Source organism: Proteus sp. CA142267 (assembly GCF_003336825.1).
In the GTDB taxonomy this organism is placed as follows: Bacteria; Pseudomonadota; Gammaproteobacteria; order Enterobacterales; family Enterobacteriaceae; genus Proteus; species Proteus terrae.
The window spans coordinates 385,004-407,932 of sequence record NZ_QPMG01000001.1 but is presented as its reverse complement, the minus strand read 5'-3'; the positions used below and the strand labels follow the sequence as shown (position 1 = coordinate 407,932).

16 protein-coding genes are annotated in these 22,929 nt (G+C 37.9%); 9 read left to right on the top strand and 7 right to left on the bottom strand.

Going from position 1 to position 22,929, the window contains the following annotated elements; translation table 11 throughout:
* Window positions 1-175: 175 nt before the first annotated feature.
* Window positions 176-580: a histone-like nucleoid-structuring protein H-NS gene (gene hns / locus C0T34_RS01890; protein ID WP_088495367.1), complete on the bottom strand. Its 405-nt coding sequence runs from the start codon at window positions 578-580 to the stop codon at window positions 176-178.
* A 509-nt stretch (window positions 581-1,089) separates the two neighbouring features.
* On the opposite strand from hns, the gene C0T34_RS01885 reads away from it, so the two are divergent.
* Window positions 1,090-1,686 carry a thymidine kinase gene (locus C0T34_RS01885; protein WP_023581977.1) on the top strand — a complete coding sequence of 199 codons (597 nt, stop codon included), beginning with the start codon at window positions 1,090-1,092 and terminating at the stop codon, window positions 1,684-1,686.
* A 1,237-nt stretch (window positions 1,687-2,923) separates the two neighbouring features.
* Here C0T34_RS01885 and adhE read toward each other — a convergent pair.
* Window positions 2,924-5,590, bottom strand: a complete 2,667-nt coding sequence (gene adhE, locus C0T34_RS01880) for a bifunctional acetaldehyde-CoA/alcohol dehydrogenase (protein ID WP_109849623.1) — start codon at window positions 5,588-5,590, stop codon at window positions 2,924-2,926.
* A 514-nt stretch (window positions 5,591-6,104) separates the two neighbouring features.
* Between adhE and C0T34_RS01875 the strand changes: the two genes are divergently transcribed.
* Window positions 6,105-6,749 carry a YchE family NAAT transporter gene (locus C0T34_RS01875; RefSeq protein WP_088495370.1) on the top strand — a complete coding sequence of 215 codons (645 nt, stop codon included), beginning with the start codon at window positions 6,105-6,107 and terminating at the stop codon, window positions 6,747-6,749.
* 112 nt (window positions 6,750-6,861) lie between these two features.
* On the opposite strand, the gene C0T34_RS01870 is transcribed toward C0T34_RS01875, so the two are convergent.
* The 5 genes from C0T34_RS01870 to C0T34_RS01850 form a co-directional block, all read right to left on the bottom strand.
* Window positions 6,862-7,575: an ABC transporter ATP-binding protein gene (locus tag C0T34_RS01870; protein WP_109849622.1), complete on the bottom strand. Its 714-nt coding sequence runs from the start codon at window positions 7,573-7,575 to the stop codon at window positions 6,862-6,864.
* Complete coding sequence (locus C0T34_RS01865) at window positions 7,565-8,401, bottom strand: ABC transporter ATP-binding protein (protein ID WP_098942567.1); 837 nt, start codon at window positions 8,399-8,401, stop codon at window positions 7,565-7,567. Before C0T34_RS01865 ends, C0T34_RS01870 begins: the two co-directional genes overlap by 11 nt.
* Window positions 8,394-9,224 carry an ABC transporter permease gene (locus C0T34_RS01860; RefSeq protein ID WP_098942568.1) on the bottom strand — a complete coding sequence of 277 codons (831 nt, stop codon included), beginning with the start codon at window positions 9,222-9,224 and terminating at the stop codon, window positions 8,394-8,396. Before C0T34_RS01860 ends, C0T34_RS01865 begins: the two co-directional genes overlap by 8 nt.
* Window positions 9,224-10,267, bottom strand: coding sequence for an ABC transporter permease (locus tag C0T34_RS01855; RefSeq protein ID WP_109849621.1), 1,044 nt, complete (start codon window positions 10,265-10,267; stop codon window positions 9,224-9,226). Before C0T34_RS01855 ends, C0T34_RS01860 begins: the two co-directional genes overlap by 1 nt.
* A 75-nt stretch (window positions 10,268-10,342) precedes the next feature.
* Window positions 10,343-11,908: an ABC transporter substrate-binding protein gene (locus C0T34_RS01850; RefSeq protein WP_109849620.1), complete on the bottom strand. Its 1,566-nt coding sequence runs from the start codon at window positions 11,906-11,908 to the stop codon at window positions 10,343-10,345.
* 604 nt (window positions 11,909-12,512) lie between these two features.
* On the opposite strand from C0T34_RS01850, the gene nirB reads away from it, so the two are divergent.
* The 7 genes from nirB (at window position 12,513) to oppC (ending at window position 22,920) form a co-directional block, all read left to right on the top strand.
* The gene (gene nirB / locus C0T34_RS01845; protein ID WP_109849619.1) at window positions 12,513-15,059 is read left to right on the top strand and encodes a nitrite reductase large subunit NirB; all 2,547 of its coding nucleotides are present in this window, start codon (window positions 12,513-12,515) and stop codon (window positions 15,057-15,059) included.
* A complete protein-coding gene (gene nirD / locus C0T34_RS01840) occupies window positions 15,056-15,400 on the top strand; it encodes a nitrite reductase small subunit NirD (RefSeq protein WP_075673950.1) in 345 nt (114 codons plus the stop codon). The genes nirB and nirD overlap by 4 nt, the downstream gene beginning before the upstream one ends.
* Window positions 15,401-15,414: 14 nt before the next feature.
* Entirely contained in the window at window positions 15,415-16,797 is a 1,383-nt protein-coding gene (gene cysG / locus C0T34_RS01835) for a siroheme synthase CysG (RefSeq protein WP_109849618.1), read from the top strand.
* Between the two features lie 649 nt (window positions 16,798-17,446).
* The gene (locus tag C0T34_RS01830; protein WP_098942573.1) at window positions 17,447-19,084 is read left to right on the top strand and encodes an ABC transporter substrate-binding protein; all 1,638 of its coding nucleotides are present in this window, start codon (window positions 17,447-17,449) and stop codon (window positions 19,082-19,084) included.
* A gap of 271 nt (window positions 19,085-19,355) precedes the next feature.
* Complete coding sequence (gene oppA, locus C0T34_RS01825; protein WP_109849617.1) at window positions 19,356-20,993, top strand: oligopeptide ABC transporter substrate-binding protein OppA; 1,638 nt, start codon at window positions 19,356-19,358, stop codon at window positions 20,991-20,993.
* A gap of 79 nt (window positions 20,994-21,072) precedes the next feature.
* Window positions 21,073-21,993 (top strand): oligopeptide ABC transporter permease OppB, encoded by a 921-nt coding sequence (gene oppB, locus C0T34_RS01820; RefSeq protein ID WP_069368989.1) that lies wholly within the window; start codon window positions 21,073-21,075, stop codon window positions 21,991-21,993.
* Between the two features lie 18 nt (window positions 21,994-22,011).
* Window positions 22,012-22,920: an oligopeptide ABC transporter permease OppC gene (gene oppC / locus C0T34_RS01815; RefSeq protein ID WP_023581989.1), complete on the top strand. Its 909-nt coding sequence runs from the start codon at window positions 22,012-22,014 to the stop codon at window positions 22,918-22,920.
* Window positions 22,921-22,929: the final 9 nt, after the last annotated feature.

Below are 22,929 nucleotides of genomic sequence, written 5' to 3'. Positions count from 1 at the left end.
TTATAAATAAAAATAAATAACGTAGTTATTACATTTTTTATTTTGCTTACCTACACCTAATACAAACAACATCAGCACATATTAAAATTAAACGCTTGTTTAATTAAATGAGGTAAACTAGAAAATACCCTTTTAAATAATTAAAAGGGTATTTCAAATAGAGTATTGACTTAAATTACAGCAGGAAATCGTCTAATGATTTGCCTTCTTCATCAATAGCACGTTTGATTACAGCTGGTGTACGACCTTGGCCTGTCCAAGTTTTAGTTTCACCATTTTCATCAACGTAAGAATATTTAGCTGGGCGAGCTGCACGTTTAGCACGGCCAGTTTTATTAACAGCACTTGCTTCAAGTAAGTCTGTTGGATCAATACCGGCTTCTTCTAACATTTCACGGTATTTTTGTAATTTTTGAACACGCTCTTCTTCAGCTGCTTTTTCTAATGAGAATTCTTCACGACGCTCATTAACGACAACTTCGAGTTTCTCCAGCATTTCTTCTAAAGTTTCTAAAGAAGTTTCTCTTGCTTGTGCGCGGAGAGTACGGATGTTATTTAATATTTTTAAAGATTCGCTCATTTTCCTGGTCTCAAATAAATGTTGTTGGCTGATGTAATACTAATAATAGATTGCTATTTAAATTTCTGCAATACCTAAATACAAACCTTACGTAAAATTTCTTTTTTTTAAACTAATATCTCAACGAAAAAAATAATAAAAGTAGAGGTATCTTTAGTCAATAAAGGAAATATTAGTAAGGAAATGCATCTTTTAACTGATGATAGCGCTAATGCTAAAGAATAGAAAGCTTTGTTCATTTTTTTATAATAACGGACTTTTTTCTAAAAATGGAATCGGACTAACTTTCATACTTTAATAAAGGTATATCAAGGTGTGTTTTAATATGTTAAGTACTTATTAAAGCTATTTATTTTTTAAGCAAAAATTAGCATTAACAACGAACTTCATCTTTCGATGGTATATCTAGAATAGAAATAAAGGTAATAAATACTTGTTATGGATAACTTGTAGATTGTTTATGTTAGACTGTCGCTCGTGAAAATAAACACTATTTAAGGAGAGAGCTGATGGCTCAGCTTTACTTTTATTATTCAGCCATGAATGCTGGAAAATCAACATCTTTATTGCAATCCTCTTATAACTATAATGAACGAGGAATGCGCACATTGATTTTCACTGCGGCTATTGATACACGCTTTGCAAAGGGAAAGATTAGCTCAAGAATAGGATTAAGTGCGGATGCATTACTCTTTAGTGATGATATGAATATTCGTGACGTTATTGTTGCTGAGCATAACAAACAGCCTATTCATTGTGTATTGATTGATGAGTGCCAATTTTTAAGTAAGGCACATGTCGAACAACTTTGCGAAATAACGGATACCTATGATATTCCCGTTCTTACTTATGGGCTAAGAACGGATTTTAGAGGTGAGTTATTTACAGGTAGTGCTTATTTATTAGCATGGGCTGATAAGCTAGTAGAACTTAAAACAGTATGTTACTGCGGTAGAAAGGCGAATAAAGTATTACGCTTAGATGATAAAGGAAATGTACTAAGTGATGGTGCTCAAGTTGAAATTGGTGGAAATGAAAAATATGTTTCAGTCTGCCGTAAGCATTATACGCAGGCAACGCTAAAAGGGTGTATTGAACAAGAGTAACCTTTTCATTTTCCCTCTTTTACTAATTTGCTAGGGTGAAAGAGGGGATGAAATAAGAATTCAAATAAAATGTTATATTACGTAATACTAAAAAATGTTTATATATTTTTAAATTTTAGCCAATTCATTGGCTTTTTTTATATCAAATTGCGGTGAGTTTGATTTTCTTCTATGAAGATATGTTATTTTTTTATGGGAAAATTTATTTATTTCATCGATTTCATTATCATTAATCAAAAAAGACATAATCAAATATACGTAAGGTGTTTGTTTTGTGATGTCGATATTGTTTTTTACAAATGATAAGAGAGAGAGACATTTGATGCATTTATATTATTCATAGTTTAATAAAATTGAATAAAAATAGTCATAAAATACTAAGAAATATTTCTTTTATCTATGGTTGGTATAATGAAACATTTATATCGGGTTTTATAGATGCCGATTATGGGATGCTTAAGTTGTTATTGAATAAATAAAACACTTCACTTTATGCCTGTTAATACGGATAAACCGGCTCCTTTCATACTCCCAAAGGAGTAATTTCTAAGTGGAATGCACAAATATCGACCTTTATTACGTTATTACTTTAGCAGACTCAAACTAACAAACCTCATTTTGATAATATTTTATTGAAACTATGTTTCTTATAAAACCAAGATAGCTAGAGATATAAAATATTTATATTTCTATATTTTGAGCACTAATTAATAATCAACGTGATTAAGTCTATTTATTTTTTATCAGATAAGAATAAAAGTACGATTGCAAATCGTAACGTGAACACGATGGTTTCAAATAACATTTCGTTATAGTCATTTTATGAGGGAAATAAGGTAAGAGTGAAATAATTATACCAACTGATGAAAGAGGAGGAGAGTTTGACGCACTCTGTAATCACTTGTAAGGCATTTTCTATAATGTGGTAATGCAATGATGCTACTTAAGAGATAAGTTGCTCAGCGCCTTTTTTAGAGCCAATTATAAACATACAAAGAAAGGCACTGTTTTTATAGTAAAAATAAAACCCACTAACTAAGTGTAAGTACTTATAGTTTATGACTAAATAATGACTTATTGCGACTAACTTCTCAATCTTAAAAATCAGTAGCAAAGTGTATATAGAATAATATAGATAAGTAAGAAACCATAAAAAACACCCAGCCATAAGACTGGGTGTTTATTTAAGAACAAATAACCGAAATATTGAGGATCATACTAACACAGCGTGTTTCGATTATTTTTTACTGCTTTTTTTAGCAGGTTTTGTCTCTTCTTTCACTTCAACAACGGGGTGTTCATTAAATTCACGACCGTAGTAAGAATCTAATAACAGTTGTTTTAATTCAGAGATCAGTGGGTAACGTGGGTTAGCACCAGTACACTGATCGTCAAACGCATCTTCAGATAATTTATCAACTCTTGCTAAGAAATCACTTTCTTGAACACCAGCTTCACGAATAGAAGATGGAATTCCTAAGGAAGATTTCATTTCTTCTAACCAAGCTAATAATTTCTCAATTTTAGCAGCAGTACGGTCACCCGGTGCTGAAAGTTCTAAGTGGTCAGCAATTTCAGCATAACGACGACGTGCTTGAGGACGGTCGTATTGGCTAAATGCAGTTTGTTTAGTTGGGTTGTCATTAGCGTTATAACGAATAACGTTTGAAATTAATAACGCATTAGCTAAACCGTGAGGAATATGGAATTCAGAGCCTAATTTATGCGCCATTGAGTGACAAACACCCAAGAATGCGTTAGCAAAAGCGATACCTGCAATAGTTGCTGCGTTATGAACACGCTCACGAGCAACAGGGTTTTTAGCACCTTCATGATAACTTGCAGGTAGATATTCTTTCAGTAATTTTAATGCTTGTAGTGCTTGTCCATCAGAATATTCGTTCGCTAATACAGAAACGTAAGCTTCTAATGCGTGAGTTACAGCGTCTAAACCACCAAATGCACACAGAGATTTAGGCATATTCATAACAAGGTTTGCATCAACGATAGCCATATCTGGTGTTAATGCATAGTCTGCTAATGGGTATTTCTGACCTGTTTCATCATCAGTTACTACTGCAAATGGTGTTACTTCCGAGCCTGTACCTGATGTTGTTGTGATAGCAACCATTTGTGCTTTCACACCCATTTTTGGGAATTTGTAAATACGTTTACGGATATCCATAAAGCGTAATGCTAATTCTTCGAAGTGAGTTTCTGGGTGCTCATACATAACCCACATGATTTTTGCAGCATCCATTGGTGAACCACCACCTAATGCGATGATCACGTCAGGTTTAAAGTTGTTCATCTGTTCTGCGCCTTTACGCACAACGCTTAATGTTGGATCTGCTTCAACCTCAAAGAAGACTTCTGTTTCAACACCAAATTTTTTCAGTACACGAGTGACTTCATCAACATAACCATTGTTGAATAAGAAACCATCGGTCACGATAAAGGCACGTTTTTTACCATCAGTCGCAATCTCTTCCAGTGCGATAGGTAAACAACCACGGCGGAAGTAAATAGATTTAGGAAGTTTATGCCACAACATATTTTCTGCTCTTTTCGCCACGGTTTTAGTGTTGATAAGGTGTTTTGGCCCTACGTTTTCAGAAATGGAGTTACCACCCCATGAACCACAACCTAATGTTAGAGAAGGAGCAAGTTTAAAGTTGTATAAGTCACCAATACCACCTTGAGATGCTGGAGTATTGATTAAAATACGAGATGTTTTCATCTTGTCGCCGAAGTAGGCAACATGTTCAGGGCAGTTATCTTGATCTGTATATAAGCAAGAAGTATGACCGATACCACCCATCTCAACTAATTTTTCAGCTTTTAGTACTGCATCTTCAAATGATTGAGCATGATACATTGCTAATAGTGGAGATAATTTCTCGTGAGCAAACGGCTCAGCTTCGGTTGTTTCTTTTACTTCACCAATTAAAATTTTGGTATTTACGGGTACTTCAATGCCGGCCATTTCAGCAATTTTTGTTGCAGGTTGACCTACAATAGCTGCGTTTAAGTTACCGTCTTTTAAGATAATATCTTGAACAGCTTTTAATTCTTTACCTGTCAGCATGTAACCGCCGTGAGTAGAGAAACGCTCACGAACTTGTTTATAAATGCTGTCAACAACGATAACAGATTGCTCTGACGCACAAATTACGCCGTTATCGAAAGTTTTAGACATTAAGATTGAAGCTACGGCACGTTTGATATCAGCAGAGTCATCAATAACAACTGGTGTATTACCTGCGCCAACACCGATAGCTGGTTTACCAGAACTATACGCTGCTTTAACCATGCCTGGACCACCTGTCGCTAAGATCAGGTTAATATCATCATGGTGCATTAATGCGTTAGATAGAGCGACTGAAGGCTCATCAATCCAACCAATAATATCTTTTGGTGCGCCTGCTGCGATAGCTGCATTTAAGACGATTTCAGCCGCACGGTTTGTCGCTTCTTTTGCACGAGGGTGTGGAGAAAAGATAATACCATTACGTGTTTTTAAGCTAATTAATGCTTTAAAAATCGCAGTAGAAGTTGGGTTAGTTGTTGGTACGATACCACAGATGATCCCAATAGGTTCAGCGATGGTCATTGTGCCGTAAGTCAGATCTTCAGATAAGATCCCGCAGGTTTTTTCGTCTTTATACGCATTGTAGATATACTCAGAAGCAAAGTGGTTTTTAATCACTTTATCTTCAACGATACCCATACCAGACTCTTTAACAGCCAATTTTGCAAGAGGAATACGGGCATCAGCGGCAGCTAATGCAGCAGCACGGAAAATAGCATCAACTTGTTCTTGAGAGAAGTTAGCAAATTCACGTTGAGCTTTTTTTACACGAGCAACCAAATCATTGAGTTCAGTAACGTTAGTTACAGACATAAAGAGACTCCTGATAAAATGTTAAATTTTTTAAGCAAATTAGCCGTTTTCATCATAACTAATAAGAATAGCCTAGATAGATGATAGTGTGCTTATTTCAGTAATAATTATTAGAGGGCATAATTTGCTTAAAAAACTTAAAAAAAACAATAATAAAGACAAATATATTTTCGAAGTAACCCTCTTTCTTCGAATGATAACAGCTTATCATCTTTCTAATTAATTAACGTGATATATGTCACAAAAATAGCAAGCTGACACCTTTCAGCATGGCTATTTATGAGAATAATTCTTATATGCAATAAATGTTCAACGATTTTTTTGTCGTACAGTTTATTTCGATATAAAATTAAACCACTAGGTTTTGATCGGTTTACAAGAGAATATTTTAGGTAAAAACTTGTTAACTAATAGAATTAACTGGTTTATTGATTTAAAGTAACGCGCATTTTTTGGAGTTACTCTATCTTTTATAGAATAATTCGCATGTTTATTAGCCAAGAAGGGGCTTTTCATGGGGTCACTGCTGGATTTATCCGGTTATATTAAATTTTTTGTCGGTCTTTTTGCGATTGTAAACCCAATTGGTATTTTGCCTGTCTTTATCAGTATGACGAGTTATCAAACTGATGCAGGGCGTAACAAAACAAACTTAATTGCGAATGGCTCCGTTGCAATTATTTTAGTTTCTTCTCTGTTAATCGGTGATTCTATACTGAGTATTTTCGGTATTTCTATCGACTCGTTTCGTATAGCAGGGGGAATGCTGATTGTTACTATTGCGATGACCATGATAAATGGGCGTTTAGGAGAAGATAAACAAAATAATCAGGAACGAAACGAATCCGCAGTACGTAATAGTGTTGCTGTTGTGCCTTTAGCATTACCATTAATGGCCGGGCCTGGAGCAATCAGTTCTTGTATTGTGTGGAGTTCTCGTTGGGAAGGTTTTACTAACTTTTTAGGATTAGCCGCAACCAGCATCTTTTTTGCATTTTGTTGTTGGTTGCTGTTTCGCAGTGCAACACTATTAGTGAAATATTTAGGACAAACAGGCATTAACGTGGTTACTCGTATAATGGGTTTATTATTAATGTCGTTAGGTATTGAATTTATTGTGACCGGATTACGTTCTATTTTCCCGGGCTTATTAGTTTAAACACAGCGCAGAACAATTAAAAAACGGTACGACTAAACAGTACTATTAAAAACGAGCAGTATTAATAACGTAATACTGCTCGGTTCCTTTCTTTTATTTATTCTCTTTTATCTCAATCAAGACGATGTATCCCTTTTGATAACGCATCTCGATCGTAATGTTGTGTTAATTCACCATTTTCCATTAATGCCGCTCGGTCCGACATATGTGCAATAACATCTGCATCATGGCTGACAAGTAAATAAGTCATATTATGCTGTTTTTTCAGTGTGTTAAGCAGATTTAAGATCTCGGCTTGTACTGACATATCTAGCGCTGAAGTTGGTTCATCTAAAAGTAATAGTTGAGGTTGCAATAAAAGGGCTCTTGCAATGGCAACACGTTGACGTTGTCCTCCCGAAAGTTGATGAGGATAACGACTCGTCACATCGACAGGCAAACCAACTTGGGTTAATGCTTGCTCAATTGTCTCTTTATCAAAAGGAATTTGGTGGATTTTTAAAGGCTCAGAGAACGCTCGTTCAATACGGTGTTGAGGGTGTAAAGAGGCGTAGGGATCTTGAAACACCATTTGTATATTACGGCGCAAAGCCCCTTGAAAACGTTGTTGAGGTTTAATTGTTTGCCCTAAAAGCGATATATTACCTTGCCAATGAGGCAATAATCCTGCGATCACGCGCAACACAGTCGATTTTCCACAACCAGAACGACCAATTAAGCTAAAGGTTTCGCCTTGTTGAACATGTAGATTTATCCCTTTTACAACGTGCTTTGCTTGTTTACCTTGTTCAAATTGAACATGTAAATCATGAATATCAATTAGCATGATGTAGCCCCTTAAAATTAAGCGTTCTATCTAATACTGGCAATTGAGTGCCATAAGTGCTTGCATTAGGTCTACATGTCCAAAGTGTACGAGTATAAGGATGTGACGCAGTCGGTAGCGTTTTAGCATCGAGTTCATCAACTTGTTCGCCTTGATACATCACCATGACGCGCTCGCAATATTCAGCAACAAGGGGTAAATCATGGCTAATCAGCAATAAACCCATATTACGCTGTTCACACTGAGTAGTGATCAGTTCAAGGATTTGATGGCGTAACTGAGCATCCAGTGCAGATGTTGGCTCATCGGCAATTAAAATAGTCGGGTTATTAATTAGCGCAATAGCTATCATTGCTCGTTGCCCCATACCACCTGATAATTCACCGGGATAACGATAAATATTCTGTTCAGGTAAGCCGACAGACAGCAGGGTATCGATGATAAGTTGACGCCTATCTTGACGTGAAAGTTTTTGATGTTGTTTTACGGTTTCTTCTACTTGCTGATAAATAGTTTTTACAGGATTTAATGCATAGCGAGGATCTTGTAATACCATTGAAATCGTATTACCGCGGATGTTATTCCATTGGCGAGATGAAAAATCTAATAGATTATTTCCTTGTAGGTTCAGTGTCTCTGCACTGATTTTTCCCGGATGACGAACAAGCCCCATTAATGCACGAGCGGTCATTGATTTGCCAGAGCCAGATTCACCAACAACCGCCAAACGTTCTTGACCCAAAGTAAAAGAGACATTATTGACAACTCTTGCCTTTGGAAAATCGATGCAGAGGTTGTTTACCTCAATTAATGGTGTTTTATTCATGGGTATCTCCTAATACATCACGTAATCCATCACCCAATAAATTAAATGCCAGACTGCTGATTAAAATTGCCATACCCGGAATAGCTGCAACCCACCATTGATCAAAAATAACGGGCATACCTTCTGCGATCATCGCTCCCCATTCCGCCATCGGCGGGCGTGCACCTAATCCAAGGAAGCCCAATCCGGCTGCCGCGAGAATAATCACGGCTAAGTTCAGTGCTAAACGCACAATGGCTGAAGGTAAACATAGCGGTAAGATATGTCCCCATAACAGTCGAATACCTTTAATTCCCATCATTTCGGCAGCAGCAAGATAATCGCTATTGCGTAAATGTTGTATTTCACTACGAGATTGTCGTGCATAAGCTGGCCATGCAGTTAAAGCCAATGCTAACGCGCCATTCAGCAGACCAGGCCCCAACATTGCGACAAAGGCGAAGGCGAGAATAAGAGAAGGCATCGACATCACAATATCAGTGAATCGCATTAAAATGCGTTCAGTCCAACCACCGTAATACCCAGATAAAATCCCAATTAATAATCCTAAAGGTAGCGTAATAAGCGCCACCAGCCCCACTAAGCCTAGCATTGGGCGAGTACCGTAAATAAGTCGAGAAAGAATATCGCGCCCATAATTATCTGTCCCTAACCAATGTTCAGCATTGGGGGGTAATAAACGTTGGGCAGCATGTTGCAAATTCGGATCGTAAGGAGCTAACCAAGGTGCAAAAATAGCAATAATTAACAGCACAATAAGCAACGATAAACCGATAAATGCAGAAGGCGAACGCGCTATTTTTCTTAAAAATGGAGATGACATTAGCGGAGCCTCGGATCAGTCAAACGAATAACGATATCGGTCATATTATTGATAAAGACAAAGCATAAACCGATAACTAAAGTACCGCCCATAATGGCTGTGGTATCACCTGCAAAAAGTGCTGTTGTAAGATATCGACCAATTCCTGGCCAAGAAAAGACTGTTTCTGTTAATACGGCACCTTCTAACATGCCAGTGTAAGACAAGGCGATAATGGTCATTAAGACACCACAAATATTAGGCAGTACGTGATAAAAAAGAATACGTAATTCGCCAATACCTTTTGCTCTTGCTAACGTGACATACTCTTTATTCATTTCGTTTAAACAGGCTGAACGAGTTAAACGAGTAATAGAAGCAAGGGCAAAATAAGATAATAAAGAAACCGGTAAAATAAGGTGTGATAACGCATTAAAGAAAGCATCTTTATCGCCAGCTAATAACGTATCAATTAGTGCAAAACCCGTTACGGGTTCAATGGTGAATTGATAAATATCGTCTAATCGTCCGGGGCCTGCTGTCCATTGTAATGTGGCATAGAAAAGCAATAGCAAAATCAAACCTAGCCAGAAAATAGGGACTGAGCTCCCTAATAGCGTCAGAATTCGCAAAATAAAATCGAGCGGTGTTCCCACAAAACGTGCACATAAAACGCCGAATAAAATACCAAGACTGGCACCAATCAGTAATGCAACAGTTGCTAATTCCAATGTGGCGGGAAAAGTCGCCAATAAATCATCAAGAACGGGTTGTCCTGTTGATGTTGCTGTACCTAAATGCCCTTGTAACAGCGCTTCTACATAATGAAAAAACTGCATGTAGATAGGTAAATCTAGCCCTAATTCATGTTTTACTTGGTTATAGGTTTCGAGGCTTGCGTGATCACCAACAATTTGTAAGACAGGATCAACCGGCGAAAGAGCTGAAAGCGTAAAAGTGATGACAAGAAGCCCTAAAAGAGTCAGTACCAGAGTCAATATTCCTTGAGCAAAGGTAATTAACTGATCTTTTAAACGAATAGGTAACGTCATAGCAGTATTCATACAGCAATAGCCTAGTGAAATGGCAAAAATAGACCATCCACAGTAACATGACTGTGGATGGTTTCAGAAAAAATATTACTTAGTTACTTTGTCATAATAGACCATATCTGCATTTAGACCTTGCGCATAACCGTTGACGTTATCGCGCATGACTATCTGGTTTTTACCTTGGTCAATAAACACATAAGGTGAACTACGCTGTAACTCTTTTTGCATTTCAGTATAGAGCGATTGGCGTTTTACTTTGTCCGCTTCATTAAGTGCAGATAATGTCTGCTGGCTTAACTCAGGGATTTTCCAGCCATTTAACCAAGCAACAGTATTGGATTGTCCATCATTATAAGCGAAGGCACTGGCATTTGAGTGCGCATCAAAATAATCAGGGATCCAAAAACGAATGGCTGCTTGATGTTGTTTAGCGCGTACACGGCTATACACTTGGCTACCTGCTGCGGGTAATAAATCAACTTGTACACCCGCTTGAGCAAAGCTTGCTTGAATAGATTGCGCCACAGTGATGTAAGGAACTTTGTTCTCAACATCTAATGTAAAGCGTGCATTGGTAATACCCGCTTTAGCTAAAATTGCTTTAGCTTTTTCGGGATCAAAAGTAAAAGGATTATCTTTTAATGCACCCGGTAAGCCTACAGGTAAGAAGCTTTGGTGAATAAAGTACTGACCACGCATTAAATTTTCAGTAATGCCTTTGTAGTCAATTAAATAACGAGACGCTTCCCAAAAAGCGGGGTTACTCAGCGCTGGGTTTCCACTGGCGGTATTAAAAGCCATATAAACTTGCTCAGCAGAAGGAATATCTAAAATTTTGATACCAGTTTTACCCGCTAAAGCTGCAGTTTGATCAGTACCTAAGTCACGCGCAATATCCGCATCACCTTTTTCAATTAATAAACGACGCGATGCCGGATCGGGCACGTTTTTAATAATAATATTGGCTATTTTAGGCGCGCCAGTTGGTGAGAGTGGGTTAGCTTCTAACACAATAGCTTGACGTGGTTGATAGGCACGCATTTTGTATGCGCCACTTCCTGCTGAGTTCATCTTCAGCCAGCTATTCCCAAAGTCATTATTTTTAACATGAGCGGAAACCAGTTTTTCATCAACAATAGACGCAATTGGAGTTGAAAGGATATTTAGCACAACATCAGGGCTGACATCGGCTGTCCAACGCACTTCTAATTCATTATCACTGACTTTTTTCAGCAGTGAATTAATGTTATCTGTTTTCCAACCCAGCACATTTAGAATAAAAGCAGGTGATTTGTTCATGGTGATCGCACGCTGATAAGAGAAGATAATATCTTCAGGACGTACAGCGTTACCTGATGCAAATTTTGCATCTGGCTTAATTTTAAATACGATCGTTTTTTGTTCAGGGTTCGCTTGCCAGCTTTCAACTAAAATCGGTTCATTAATTTCTGGATTATCACGATTAGGTTGAACAATACGTTGATATAAACTAGGTACAGTTTGAATACTGGATAGTTCATTACTTTCAGCAGGATCAAGGCTGACAATATCATCAAGCCCTTGTACCACAATTAATGTATTAGCAGGTGTTGCTGCAAATGCCGGTACGGAAAGGGCACCCACAACGAATAATGATAATAATTTTGTTTTCATGAGACGCTCCCTGAAACGGTGTAGCTAAAATCGTTATGTCAATAACTTATTAGAGCGTGTTAGCCTTTTATGGTCAATTTTTATTCGAATTAAAAGCATTTTAGGCAAGGCGATAAACACTAGCCTAGTGAACTAAGCTAGTGTTTATCAACGCAGAATAAAATGAGTAAAACGTCTTTTAATCGAACCTGTAAGGCAGCTTTCAACACTTGTTTTTATCTTAAGTGGACATTATTAATGGCAATCAATGTCTATACTCGTTGAGTCGTTTGCTTTACTCGGTTTTCTTGCTGTAAAAATAAGCAAAAAAGGTTAACACGCTCTAATTATTATTACTTTGTGAAATTAACTTAGGCAAAACGTGACCAATGCGCAAAGTTTTAATTACGCTTACATATAACTCTTCGTTATAAGTGGCTAAAATTAATTATGGTAGAAGAATAATTAACCGCAAGAACATGATGATAAAATACTCCTTTAGTAGTAACTCATTGACTATTAAGTTGTAGTAGCTGAATTGATTAAGCTGTATTTGATATCCATCAATATCTCTTATGAGTAGTTTCGTATTTTAGCCTTAGAAATCTTTAAATCTGAGGCAAAAATGAGCAAGAAAACACTCGCAATCATCGGTAACGGTATGGTGGGACACCGTTATATCGAAGAGTTGATTGATAAAGGTGGCAATGAAGAATTTAATATTGTTGTCTTTTGTGAAGAACCTCGCGTTGCATATGATAGAGTCCATCTCTCCTCTTATTTTTCACATCACACCGCTGAAGAGCTCTCCTTAGTTAAACAAGGTTATTATGAAAAACACCAAATAGAAGTATTAATTGGTGAGCGCGTGATAACCATTAATCGTGACGAAAAAGTGGTACACACGAATACTGGACGTTGTGTCAGTTACGATAAATTAGTGATGGCAACAGGCTCTTATCCGTGGGTTCCTCCAATTAAGGGAAATAACTCGCCAGACTGTTTTGTCTATCGAACTATTGAAGATTTAAACGCTATCGAATCTTGCGCACGTATTAGTCGTAAAGGGGCGGTGATTGGTGGTGGGCTGCTAGGTTTAGAAGCAGCTGGTGCGTTAAAAAGCTTAGGTATTGAAACTCACGTTATCGAGTTTGCTCCAACCTTAATGGCAGAGCAGCTGGATACATTAGGTGGTGAGCAACTTAAGCGAAAAATAGAGCGTATGGGTGTAAAAGTTCATACCTCTAAAAACACCCAAGAAATATTATCGACAGGAGAAAGCGCGCGTAAAACACTGCAATTTGCAGATGGTACTTCTCTTGAGGTTGATTTTATTGTGTTTTCTACAGGTATTCGCCCGAAAGATAAGTTAGCTCGTCAGTGTGATTTAGATATTGCCCCACGAGGCGGCATTGTTATTAATGATTATTGTCAAACAACAGATCCTGATATTTATGCTATAGGTGAGTGTGCATCTTGGCAAAATAAAACCTTCGGCTTAGTGGCGCCAGGCTACAAAATGGCACAAGTTGCTGTTGATAATTTATTAGGGCATCACTCTGTCTTTCAGGGGGCTGATTTAAGTGCAAAATTAAAACTTCTTGGTGTTGATGTCGGCGGTATTGGTGATGCCCATGGGCAACACACAGGGTGTCGTAGCTATATTTATCTGGACGAAGGCAAAGAAATTTATAAGCGCCTGATTGTTAGTGAAGATAATAAATATCTATTAGGTGCTGTATTAGTGGGTGATACCGAAGATTATGGTAATCTTTTACAACTATCACTCAATACCATTGAATTACCAGAACACCCAGACTCTTTGATTTTACCTACACATGCTGGAAGTAAGCCGGCAATTGGTGTTGATTCACTACCTGAAACCGCACAAATTTGCTCTTGTTTTGATGTTACAAAAGGCGACATTATTCGAGCAATTGAACGAGGATGTCATACGGTTGCTGCAATTAAGGCAGAAACCAAAGCGGGTACAGGATGTGGTGGCTGTATTCCTCTTGTGACTCAAGTCTTAAATGCAGAATTAGCCAAACAAGGTATCGAAGTTAATCACCATCTTTGTGAGCATTTCCACTATTCTCGCCAAGAGCTTTATCATCTTATTCGTGTAGAAGGACTAAAAAGCTTTGATGAGTTATTGAAAAAACACGGTCAAGGCTATGGTTGTGAAGTGTGTAAACCAACAGTCGGTTCATTGCTTGCTTCATGTTGGAATGATTATATCTTGCGTGATGATTTAGTTTCTCTGCAAGATACTAACGATAACTTCCTTGCGAATATGCAAAAAGATGGGACTTATTCCATTATTCCTCGCTCTCCTGGTGGTGAAATTACCCCAGCAGGTATTATTGCTATTGGGCAAATCGCTCAAGAATACAATTTGTATACCAAAATTACTGGATCGCAACGAATGGCGATGTTCGGTGCGCACAAACAGGATTTACCCGCTATTTGGGAAAAACTGATAGCGGCGGGTTTTGAAACAGGCCATGCCTATGCGAAAGCACTGCGAATGGTAAAAACATGTGTAGGCAGTAGTTGGTGTCGTTTCGGTGTGGGTGACAGTGTTGGTTTGGGCGTTGCACTAGAGCATCGTTATAAAGGCATTAGAACACCTCATAAGATGAAATTTGGCGTATCAGGTTGTACTCGTGAATGTTCTGAAGCACAAGGAAAAGATGTCGGTATTATCGCCACAGATAAAGGCTGGAACCTCTATTTCGGTGGAAATGGTGGTATGAAACCACGCCATGGAGATCTCTTTGCTTCCGATCTCGATGAAGAAACTTTAGTGCATTATATCGACCGTTTTATGATGTTCTATATTCGAACTGCCGACAAGCTGCAACGCACTTCAGTGTGGTTAGATAATTTAGAAGGCGGTATTGAATATTTACGTGATGTCATAATTAACGACAAATTAGGTTTAAATGCACAACTGGAAAAAGAACTTAAAACCTTACAAGAACGCGTTGCTTGTGAATGGAAAGAAACAGTTGATTCTCCAAAAGCATTAAAACGGTTTGCCCACTTTATTAATAATCCAATGCCTGATCCAACAGTGCAAACAGTAAAAGAACGATTTCAGCATCGTCCCGCACGTTTACATGAACGTATTGATATCAAACAGATCACTGAGGAGGCGCAATTATGAGCCAATGGATAGCTGTTTGCCAATTAGATGATATTACTCCGGGAACGGGCGTTTGTGCGCTGGTGGAACAAGATCACGTTGCCATATTTCGTCCTTATTCTGATGCGCGTTTATATGCGTTAAGCAATATAGATCCCTTTGCACATTCTAGTGTTCTGTCTCGAGGATTGATCGCTGAACATGAAAATGAGCTGTATATCGTCAGTCCGCTAAAAAAACAGCATTTTCGTTTAACGGATGGTTTTTGCCTTGAAGATGAGAATTTCTCGATCACTCATTTTGATATCAAGGTTGAAGGTAACACCGTTAGCGTGCGTAGTCGTAATAAGTCATCACAATAAATAGGGGAACGGATATGGATTACTTTCCAATATTCTGTCAGCTAAAAGATAAACCTTGTTTATTAGTAGGAGGTGGTGAGATTGCTGAACGTAAAGCGAGATTGCTTATGGAGGCAGGCGCCATTATTTCTGTTGTTGCCCCTTCATTTACAGGGCAATTTATGCAGTGGCATACGGAGCAAAAACTAAACTGTATTACAGGAATATTTAATGAGGTTCATTTGTCTGGTAAATGGCTTGTTATTGCTGCAACAGATAGCGAGCAAGTGAATCAACAGGTTTTTCAAACAGCAACAGAAAAACAGATATTTTGTAATGTGGTGGATTCACCAGAGCAAGCCAGTTTTATTATGCCTTCTGTTATCGATCGCTCTCCTATCGTGGTGGCAATTTCATCGGGCGGAAAAGCACCTGTGTTAGCTCGTATTTTGCGAGAAAAAATTGAGCAATTACTTCCTAATTATCTTGGTGCGCTAGCACAACTTGCCGGAAAATTACGAGAGCAAATAAAACAACGTTTTTCATCGATGAGTGCCAGACGTTATTTTTGGGAGCAATTTTTCGAGGATAAATCATTACAAGCTGAAATAGATGCGCAAAGAGATGACGGTATTGAGCGACGTATTAGCGCACTGTTATCTGAAAATCAGCAACCTCAAGGCAGCGTTGTTTTAGTCGGAGCAGGACCGGGTGATGCTGGGTTAATGACCATTAAAGGTTTACAGCAGTGCCAGCAAGCTGATGTGGTGGTTTACGATAGACTAGTGTCTGATGAAGTAATGGCATTAGTTCGTAGAGATGCACAACGTATTTATGTTGGTAAGCAAGCGGGATTTCACTGCGTTCCTCAAGACGAAATCAATCAAATCTTAATCAAAGAAGCCATGGCAGGAAAACGAGTGGTGAGATTAAAAGGGGGCGATCCCTTTATTTTTGGCCGAGGCAGTGAAGAACTAGAAGCTTTGATTGAACATCAGATCCCATTTTCTGTGATCCCCGGAATTACGGCTGCATCAGGTTGCACGACTTATGCGGGTATTCCTTTAACGCATCGAGATTATGCACAAAGTGTTCGCTTTATTACGGGGCATGGGAAAGGATTAAATGAAGCACAGTGGCAATGTATTGCACAAAAAAATCAGACCTTAGTGTTTTATATGGGATTAAGTAAAGCCCATTATATTCAGCAAATGCTACTTAGCCAAAACATGTGCGCGACTATGCCTGTCGCCATTATCGAAAAGGGGACGTTAACAACACAAAAAGTGATTGTTGGTCAATTACGTCAACTGGCAGAGATGGCAGAAACAATGGAAAGCCCAGCACTGATTATCGTGGGAGAGGTCGTCTCATTGAATGAGAAGCTACAATGGTTTCAATCAAAGTCGGCTCAATAGCTGAAAAAAATTGAAGTTATTATTTTAAAATAAAAAACCTCTTTAATATTCGAGATGTATATTAAAGAGGTTTTTATCTAACTCATAGAAATATAAATGAAAATTTTTTTATTTTTATTTCCATTAAACATTTAGATTAAATTTTAAAAATAAACAATAAAAGTGAATATTTAATAATCTATAAATATTTTTAGATTAGAATTGTTATTCAGCCTAAAGATGAATTTATTGTTATTTGTAATTAATTTCAAAGAGAAACTCTTTACAAATAAAGCATCATAAAGTTCTGCAAGTCAGTTAAAAGCCATCCTAATTATATTAATTTTGTGAGCTAAGTAGGTTTTCTATCTATAAAACTTGCATGATGTTAATTTAATGTTTATTTGTTGTTTTGCCTCTCTTGATATGTACTTTTTATTTTCTCAAGATAGAACGCTAGAGGGCTCAATAAAGTTAAGTGATAAGAATACCGCATTAATTGACAAAATTTACGATAAGTGTAAAAAAGAAGTGTGTTGTTATCATTTTTATCTCGTTAATATCAGCAAATATCTAAGAGCCATAAATATTACAATCAAAATTTAACAACGATACTTATCGTTAATTGATCGACCCCGCTATAAATTATTGTTTATTAGGAGAGGTACCCATGAAAAATAAAGTTACGTTAAAAACAGTGTTTCCGCTCAGTATTATGTCACTTGTCTTAACCTCCTTTTTTTCTCATGCCGTCACTCTTCCTGAAGGTACTATTCTGGCGAAACAGCAGAATATTGTGATTAATAACGGAACTGAAGTTTCATCACTTGATCCACATAAAGTAGAAGGTGCACCAGAAACTAATATTATTTTAAATTTATTAGAAGGTCTGACTTATGTTGGGCCGAATGGTGAAAGTATGCCAGGCGTTGCACAACGCTGGGAAACTGATGATAACAAGGTGTGGACATTCTATTTGCGAGAAGATGCAAAGTGGAGTGATGGTTCCCCAGTTACTGCTGAAGATTTTGTTTATAGCTGGCGTCGAGTGGTAGATCCTAAAACAGGTTCACCTTATGCCAGCTACCTCGAATATGCTTATGTTGAAAATATTGCAGATATTCTTAGTGGCAAAAAATCCCCTGAAACATTAGGTGTGAAAGCGATTGATCCTCACACTTTGCAAGTTAATTTAACCAAGCCAATTCCTTATTTAATCGATATGGTGAGTCACACACCATTAAAGCCCGTTAAAAAAGAGATTGTTGAAAAATATGGCGTAAATTGGACTCGTCCTGAAAACTTTGTTGGCAATGGTGCTTATGTTATTGAAAATTGGGTTGTGAATGAAAAGGTGACTTTAAAGCGTAATCCACTTTATTGGGATAATAAAAATACCATTATTGAACAAGCCATATTTTTACCAATAAGCTCAGAAACCAGTGATGTTAATCGCTATCGTAGTGGTGAAATCGATATCACTAATAGCGCAATTCCTCCTGTTCTTTATAAAAAAATGAAGCAAGAACAACCAGAGAATTTACATGTCACACCGTATTTATGTACTTTCTATTATGAATTAAATAATAAAAAAGCGCCTTTTGATGATCCGCGAGTTCGAGAAGCGGTAAAGCTTACTCTTGATAGAGAAGTGATTGCCGAAAAAATAATGGGGCAAGGACAAATACCTGCTTATTCTTTTACACCTTCTTTTATTGGTAACGGTAATTTTAAAGCTCCTAAATGGGCTTATTGGACGCAACAACAACGTAATGAAAGGGCGCGTGAATTATTAAAAGAAGCGGGGTTTGATGGGAAAAATCCTCTGACTTTTACATTGCTCTACAATACTTCAGATCAAAATAAACAGCAGGCAATAGCGGCAGCATCAATGTGGAAAAAAAGTATTGGTGCAAATGTAACGTTGCAAAATCAAGAATGGAAAACGGCATTAGAAAACCGTAATCAAGGAAATTACCAAGTTGCAAGAGCAACATGGTGCGCAGATTACAATGAACCTACCTCATTTTTGAATTCATTTCTTTCCACAAGCAGTCTAAATACCGTTTTTTATGAAAATAAAGATTACGACGATGCATTAAATAATGCCTTAATCGCAGTGGATAAAGGGGCTAGGCATCAACTCTATCAACGTGCTGAAGCCTTGCTAGACAAGGATTCGGCGATAGTGCCTGTTTATTATCGTGTCAGTGTTAGATTAGTTAGTCCAAAAGTAGGTGGATTTACAGGTAAAGACCCCTTTGATTATACGGACTTAAAGCGCTATTTTATAAAGGCAGATAACTAAAACTGGTAAATTATCGATATTCTATAGTTATGTGTGATTTAACTTATTAAAAGTTACTTAAAAAGTAGTAACACAATAAAAAGCTACACAAAAAAGCTAGCGGCATAAAAAAATTATAAGGCTATCAAGCAATTAAGCACAGATGGCAAATAAGCAAGATTGATTTATTTTTTGTAAAAACAATAAGTTGTGTAAACCGTTCTAAAACACAACTGAACATCACAGAATGGTTGTCAAACAACCAACTCACTAACTGGGAGTATTTTATAAGATGAGTAATTTAACTAAAAAGAGTGCGTTGGCGATTGCTATAAGCGCAATCTTTGGATTATCAGCATTAACAGCTAATGCTGCTATTGTTCCAGACGGAGTGAAACTAGCTGAAAAACAAGTGCTTGTACGTAATAACGGCTCTGAACCACAATCGCTTGATCCTCATAAAATCGAAGGTGTTCCTGAATCTGCATTAGCGCGTGATCTTTTCGAAGGTGTGACAATTGTTGGTCCAGATGGTGAGATTTTACCGGGCTCTGCAACTAGCTGGGAAAATAAAGACTTTACCGTTTGGACATTCAAAATTCGTGAAGGCGCTAAATGGTCAAATGGTGAACCTGTTACAGCACAAGATTTCGTCTATAGCTGGCAACGTTTAGCTGATCCTAATACGGCATCTCCTTATGAAAGCTATCTGCAATATGCGCATATTGTAAATATCGACGATATTATTGCCGGTAAGAAAAAAGCCACAGAATTAGGTGTTAAGGCATTAGATAACAACACATTAGAAGTCACTTTATCTGAAGCGGTGCCTTATTTACCAAAATTATTAGCTCACTCCTCCATGTCGCCAGTAAACCAAAGAGTCATTGAAAAATTTGGCGAAAAATGGACGCAACCTGCTAACTTCGTCGGCAATGGTGCTTATGATTTAAAAGACTGGACAGTCAACGAACGTATTGTTTTAGAGCGCAGCCCAACTTATTGGGATAACAAAAGTACCGTTATTGATAAGGTCACGTTCCTGCCTATCTCATCAGAAGTCACCGATGTAAACCGCTATCGTGCGGGTGAAATTGACATGACATACAGCAATTTACCGATCGAATTTTTCCAAAAGCTGAAAAAAGAGATCCCAGATGAATTGCGTATAAGCCCATATTTATGTACTTATTATTATGAAATTAATAATGAGAAAGCACCGTTTAACGATCCACGTGTTCGTGAAGCACTTAAGCTTTCAATGGATAGAGATATCATCACTTATAAAGTGAAAAACCAAGGTGATATTCCAGCTTACGGCTTTACCCCTCCATTCACTGATGGCATTAAAGAGAGTAAACCAGAGTGGTTTGCGACTTGGACTCAAGAACAACGTAATGAAAAAGCACGTCAATTGTTAGAAGAGGCGGGCTATAACAAAGCCAATCCACTGAAATTTAAACTGCTGTACAACACTTCTGATCTTCACAAAAAAGTGGCCATTGCTGCCTCTTCAATTTGGAAGAAAAACTTAGGTGCAGATGTATCTCTTGAAAACCAAGAGTGGAAAACTTTCTTAGATACACGTCACCAAGGAACTTATGATGTCGCACGTGCGGGCTGGTGTGCGGATTATAACGAACCTTCTTCATTCCTGAACATGATGTTGTCTTACAGCAGTAACAACACCGTTCACTATAAAAACACAGAATTTGACGCATTGATCAAAGAGTCTTTACGTGTGAAAACTGATGACGAACGTGCCGCTATTTATCAAAAAGCTGAAGGCGTATTAGATAAAGATTCGGCCATTGTTCCACTTTACTACTATGTAAACACCCGTTTAGTTAAACCTTATGTGGGTGGTTATTCAGGTAAAGATCCATTAGATAATTTACATACTAAAGACTTGTATATTATTGCTAAGTAATCGGGCGAGACCTTGTCTTTTTTAAGGCAAGGTCTTTTTATCGTCACGCCTGAATAGGTTTGTGTTATAGGAACGGGCAATGCTCAAATTTATTTTTCGTCGCTTTTTAGAAGCGATACCGACTCTATTTATTCTAATAACGATTTCGTTTTTTATGATGCGCTTAGCACCCGGTAGCCCTTTTACAGGTGAAAGGAAACTTCCACCGGAGGTTATGGCAAACATTGAAGCGAAATATCACTTAAACGATCCCATTTATAAACAATACTTCGATTATTTAATTCAATTGTCGAAAGGGGATTTAGGGCCTTCTTTTAAATATAAAGACTACAGTGTAAACACCTTAGTCGGTAAAGCATTCCCTGTTTCAGCTAAATTAGGGCTGTCGGCATTTATTTTTGCTGTCATTTTAGGTGTGGGGGCAGGCGTAATAGCCGCACTGAATCAAAACACCAAATGGGATTATACCGTCATGACTTTTGCCATGACGGGGGTTGTAATACCGAGTTTCGTTGTCGCACCACTGCTAGTTCTTATTTTCGCTATCTCGCTAAGGTGGCTACCGGCTGGTGGTTGGAATGGCGGTGCGGTGCAATATATGCTGCTACCGATGATTGCGCTGTCGCTTTCTTATATCGCCAGTATTTCACGTATTACCCGTAGTTCAATGATTGAAGTGTTACATTCAAACTTTATCAGAACGGCAAAAGCGAAAGGCTTGCCGATGAAAAGAATTGTACTGCGTCATGCTTTAAAACCTGCGTTGCTACCTGTTATCTCTTATATGGGGCCTGCATTCGTCGGTATTATTACGGGCTCAATGGTTATTGAAACCATCTTTGGATTGCCAGGTATCGGACAATTATTTGTTAATGGTGCTTTAAACCGTGATTACTCATTAGTATTAAGCTTAACCATTATCGTAGGTGCATTAACGATTTTCTTTAATGCGATTGTCGATATTTTATATGCCGTTATTGATCCGAAAATTCGTTATTAATAGACACTGGAGCGCGTTATGTTATCACTGAAGGAAAACAGCGAAGCTCTGGGGAATTTCTCGGAGCAGCTAGATATTGAAGGCCGTAGTTTATGGCAAGACGCTCGTCGTCGTTTTATGCACAATAAAGCGGCTATCACGAGTCTTGTATTACTTTTCTTTATTTTATTATTTGTTATTTTTGCCCCAATGTTATCGCCCTTTGTTTATGACGATACAGATTGGGAAATGATGTCAATGGCACCTGATTTTGCCTCCTCTCACTATTTTGGCACTGACTCATCTGGGCGTGACTTATTAGTCCGTGTTGCGATTGGTGGGCGTATTTCATTAATGGTTGGTATTGCTGCCGCTTTTGTTGCTGTTATTGTTGGTACGCTGTATGGCGCAATGGCAGGCTATATTGGTGGACGTGTTGACTCTGTGATGATGCGTTTACTGGAAATCTTAAACTCATTCCCATTTATGTTCTTTGTTATCTTATTAGTGACATTTTTTGGTCAAAATATCTTACTGATTTTCGTTGCGATCGGGATGGTATCTTGGCTGGATATGGCGCGTATTGTAAGAGGGCAGACCTTAAGTCTAAAACGTAAAGAGTTTATTGAAGCCGCATTAGTCTGTGGTGTGTCATCACGGAATATTGTGTTAAGACATATCGTGCCTAACGTATTAGGTGTGGTGGTGGTTTATGCCTCTCTATTAGTGCCTAGTATGATTTTATTTGAATCCTTCTTAAGCTTCTTAGGTTTAGGAACACAAGAGCCATTAAGTAGTTGGGGCGCACTATTAAGTGATGGTGCAAACTCAATGGAAGTTTCTCCTTGGTTGTTACTTTTCCCGGCTTCGTTCTTAGTTGTCACACTGTTTTGCTTTAACTTTATCGGTGATGGCTTACGTGACGCATTAGACCCGAAAGATCGTTAAGGAGAACAA

Bases quoted from the DNA above. Each gene is read 5' to 3' on its own strand.
- oppB (WP_069368989.1), top strand. From the start codon at position 21,073: ATGCTCAAATTTATTTTTCGTCGCTTTTTAGAAGCGATACCGACTCTA.
- hns (WP_088495367.1), bottom strand. From the start codon at position 580: ATGAGCGAATCTTTAAAAATATTAAATAACATCCGTACTCTCCGCGCA.
- nirD (WP_075673950.1), top strand. From the start codon at position 15,056: ATGAGCCAATGGATAGCTGTTTGCCAATTAGATGATATTACTCCGGGA.
- C0T34_RS01855 (WP_109849621.1), bottom strand. From the start codon at position 10,267: ATGAATACTGCTATGACGTTACCTATTCGTTTAAAAGATCAGTTAATT.
- oppC (WP_023581989.1), top strand. From the start codon at position 22,012: ATGTTATCACTGAAGGAAAACAGCGAAGCTCTGGGGAATTTCTCGGAG.
- C0T34_RS01865 (WP_098942567.1), bottom strand. From the start codon at position 8,401: ATGAATAAAACACCATTAATTGAGGTAAACAACCTCTGCATCGATTTT.
- adhE (WP_109849623.1), bottom strand. From the start codon at position 5,590: ATGTCTGTAACTAACGTTACTGAACTCAATGATTTGGTTGCTCGTGTA.
- C0T34_RS01860 (WP_098942568.1), bottom strand. From the start codon at position 9,224: ATGTCATCTCCATTTTTAAGAAAAATAGCGCGTTCGCCTTCTGCATTT.
- oppA (WP_109849617.1), top strand. From the start codon at position 19,356: ATGAGTAATTTAACTAAAAAGAGTGCGTTGGCGATTGCTATAAGCGCA.
- C0T34_RS01885 (WP_023581977.1), top strand. From the start codon at position 1,090: ATGGCTCAGCTTTACTTTTATTATTCAGCCATGAATGCTGGAAAATCA.
- C0T34_RS01870 (WP_109849622.1), bottom strand. From the start codon at position 7,575: ATGCTAATTGATATTCATGATTTACATGTTCAATTTGAACAAGGTAAA.
- C0T34_RS01850 (WP_109849620.1), bottom strand. From the start codon at position 11,908: ATGAAAACAAAATTATTATCATTATTCGTTGTGGGTGCCCTTTCCGTA.
- nirB (WP_109849619.1), top strand. From the start codon at position 12,513: ATGAGCAAGAAAACACTCGCAATCATCGGTAACGGTATGGTGGGACAC.
- C0T34_RS01830 (WP_098942573.1), top strand. From the start codon at position 17,447: ATGAAAAATAAAGTTACGTTAAAAACAGTGTTTCCGCTCAGTATTATG.
- cysG (WP_109849618.1), top strand. From the start codon at position 15,415: ATGGATTACTTTCCAATATTCTGTCAGCTAAAAGATAAACCTTGTTTA.
- C0T34_RS01875 (WP_088495370.1), top strand. From the start codon at position 6,105: ATGGGGTCACTGCTGGATTTATCCGGTTATATTAAATTTTTTGTCGGT.